Source organism: Pontibacter locisalis, assembly GCF_042684605.1.
Lineage (GTDB): Bacteria > Bacteroidota > Bacteroidia > Cytophagales > Hymenobacteraceae > Pontibacter > Pontibacter locisalis.
The window spans coordinates 1-2923 of the sequence record NZ_JBHULU010000023.1; the positions used below are offsets into that span (position 1 = coordinate 1).

At 41.1% G+C, this 2923-nt stretch carries 2 protein-coding genes; both read left to right on the forward strand.

Annotated elements, in window-relative coordinates; all coding sequences use genetic code 11:
- The first annotated feature begins 149 nt into the window (after positions 1-149).
- Positions 150-1010, forward strand: a complete 861-nt coding sequence (locus ACFSRY_RS18625; RefSeq protein ID WP_377511614.1) for a hypothetical protein — start codon at positions 150-152, stop codon at positions 1008-1010.
- An 87-nt stretch (positions 1011-1097) separates the two neighbouring features.
- Positions 1098-2774 (forward strand): S41 family peptidase, encoded by a 1677-nt coding sequence (locus ACFSRY_RS18630; RefSeq protein ID WP_377511617.1) that lies wholly within the window; start codon positions 1098-1100, stop codon positions 2772-2774.
- The last annotated feature ends 149 nt before the right edge of the window (positions 2775-2923 follow it).

Below are 2923 nucleotides of genomic sequence, written 5' to 3' on the forward strand. Positions count from 1 at the left end.
GTAAAGTTCGCATGACCCGGGAGGAAAAAGGGAAAACACCCTCGACCAACACTGTCTAGATGCCATTGGAGGAACCTTGCCGAGCACAGCGACCCTCCAACGAGACACCATCTAGACTAAACGTTGTATGTAACTTAAATCATAAATATATGAACAGGTGTAAAGAAGTTTTACAACTACAGTTGCTGCGGTATTCTATCATTATTGTCGGTGCTGTACTCCTTCCAAATAAACTTCTTGCACAAAAAGAATTCTATACGCCAAAATCTTTGTTAATCCCTCTTCACGACCAAAACAATCAGTTGCATATCTCATTTGGCAGAGGTGGTGGGTATGACTTTAACCTGTCATATGCCTTTACGGACAAGCTGGCATTATTCTCTGCTGCAACCTTCGATAATGACACTAAAAAAAGAATCAGTATTATTGGCGACAGGTATAATGTTGACAGGAATGATTATGCCATCAAAGGTGGCTTAGGTTATTTTACCAAAACTGCCAATCCCGAATTCCCCATTGTTGAGGCTTACATAGGTACTGGTATAACCAAAGTAGACAACTATTGGCACTTTACAGGTGATACAGATGGAGAAGTTACGCAGGCACGATACTGGAGCGTATTCGGACAATTTAATGCAGGCAAAAGAGTATCGAAAAGTGAATACGGGCTTGGACTTAGGCTTAACTATTCACAGTATACAGATTTCAACTTTTACGGCACCCACATAAATTCTATTGCCAGGAAAAGCAGTTATAAAAACCTTAGAGGCTTGACTGCTGACCCTGCCATTAGTGCGGGTTATAACCTGTATGGGGTAAACATAAATGCACAGGTGGGGGTGGCAATTCCTTTGATTGCTCCATCTGTAGAGCGAACAGACACTCATACCACGTATGAAGGGTCTACTGAAACAAAAACCTTAATGATTTCGGAGGAAAAAATTCGCTTATACTCCTTTATAGGCAAATTGAGCCTACAGTACAAACTAAACTTTAACAAGAAGAGGTAAAAAAGCAACATACAACAAAGTTCAGCCCTTATGCTCGGCTACGCCTCGCCCATCGGCTGCACCAACACGTTAGCAACAATATAAAGTATGCGAAAAAAGTTACTGATTATTATATCATTCGTTTTCATACTTTATGGCTGTTCAGCGCAGCCAAAGCTTAATGACATTCAAAAGCTTGAGTCCCTTGCAAGGGTGTGGGGCTTTCTCAAGTACTACCATCCACAAGTTGCGAGCGGAAAATATAACTGGGACGAAGAATTAATTCAGAGCCTGCCAAAGGTAATGTCTGCACAATCGAAAAAAGAACTTAGCCAAGTGTATCTGGACTGGATTGCAAGGCTTGGGGAAGTAAAAGTACCTGATTCTGCAAGCAAGAACAGTACGTTTGATAAGAACTTTAATCTGAGCTGGACAGATGACACATCACTGTTTACAGAAAGCCTGATTTCTCAGTTGGACTTTATTGAAGAGAACAGGGTTCAGGGGAAAAACCATTACGCTACTGTTAACCCTATTGGCTTATTAGATATAACAAACGAAAATCCTTATCCCGAGCTGTACTTTAAGCAGCCAGATGAAACACATCGGCTGCTGAGCCTTTTCAGGTACTGGAATGTTGTTGAATACTTCTTTCCCTACAAATACCTGACAGACCAGGAATGGGATGATGTTCTGACGGAGATGATTCCAAAGTTTAGGAATGCAGCAAATGTCTCAGAATACCATCTGGCAGTTCTGGAATTGGTGGCAAAAACAGATGATAGTCATGCCTATATTTCTGGCGAATTTGCGCCAGAAGTCTTCGGCTACTACTGGATACCAGCCAAATTCAAAATCATAGACGGTAAAGCTGTTATTTCAGGTTTCTACAATGACTCACTTGCTCATGCAAATGACATACATATAGGAGATGTAATTCACAGAGTAAATGGTGAAACAATAGAAAGCATCATTGGAAGAAAATCAAAGTACATCCCTGCATCCAACCAGTCTGCAAAGTACAGGGACTTTTATAATGCTGTGTTCAATGGCGTGACGGACACTGTAACGATAACATACGAACGCAGTGGTGTATTAGAAGAAAAGCAAGTGAAGCGGTATTACTTCAGTGATTTCAGTTACGGAGTAAGTAATAAGAGCCCGAAGTGGGAGATATTGAAGGGGAACATCGGTTACGTAGACATGGGGCTTCTTGAGATTCCTGATGTGGCAGCCATGATAAAAAGCCTGATGAAGTGTAAGGCTATCATACTTGATGTCAGGAACTATCCTAAAGGTACTATGGACGAAATTTCTAACTATCTTAACTCCGAGCCAAGGCCTTACGCAAAGTTTACCCTGCCCGATCTTGCCTATCCTGGAAAGTACTACTGGCTAAAAGGTGATAGTTCTGGCAGGCATAATAAGAGCCCATATCAAGGGCAGGTGGTACTGTTAGTAAACGAGCATACACAAAGCCACGCAGAGTTCACTGTCATGGCGCTACAGACTGCTGACAATGCCACGGTTATAGGAAGTCAGACCGCAGGTGCTGATGGTAACATTATTCCGTTTGAGCTGGTCGGGGGAATTAAGACCAGAATTTCAGGAATTGGAGTATACTACCCTGATGGGAGAGAAACTCAACGTATAGGCTTAGTTCCAGATATAGAAGTGAAACCGACCGTTGAAGGTATAAGGAACGGGAAAGATGAAGTTTTGGAAAAAGCACTAGAGTACATAGAAAAAGAAGAAATACAGTTGCTAACCAAACCTAAACGTTAGCTACGCCATCGTTTAGGAAAGCCCGTTAGGGCTTATTTAATATTAAAATTGAGTTTTAGAATTTAGTGACAATTGCTCTGTAATCTTACAATAAGAACGGCTAAATGAAGAAAACAAAATTCACATTTATAATTGCAATATTACTGTTT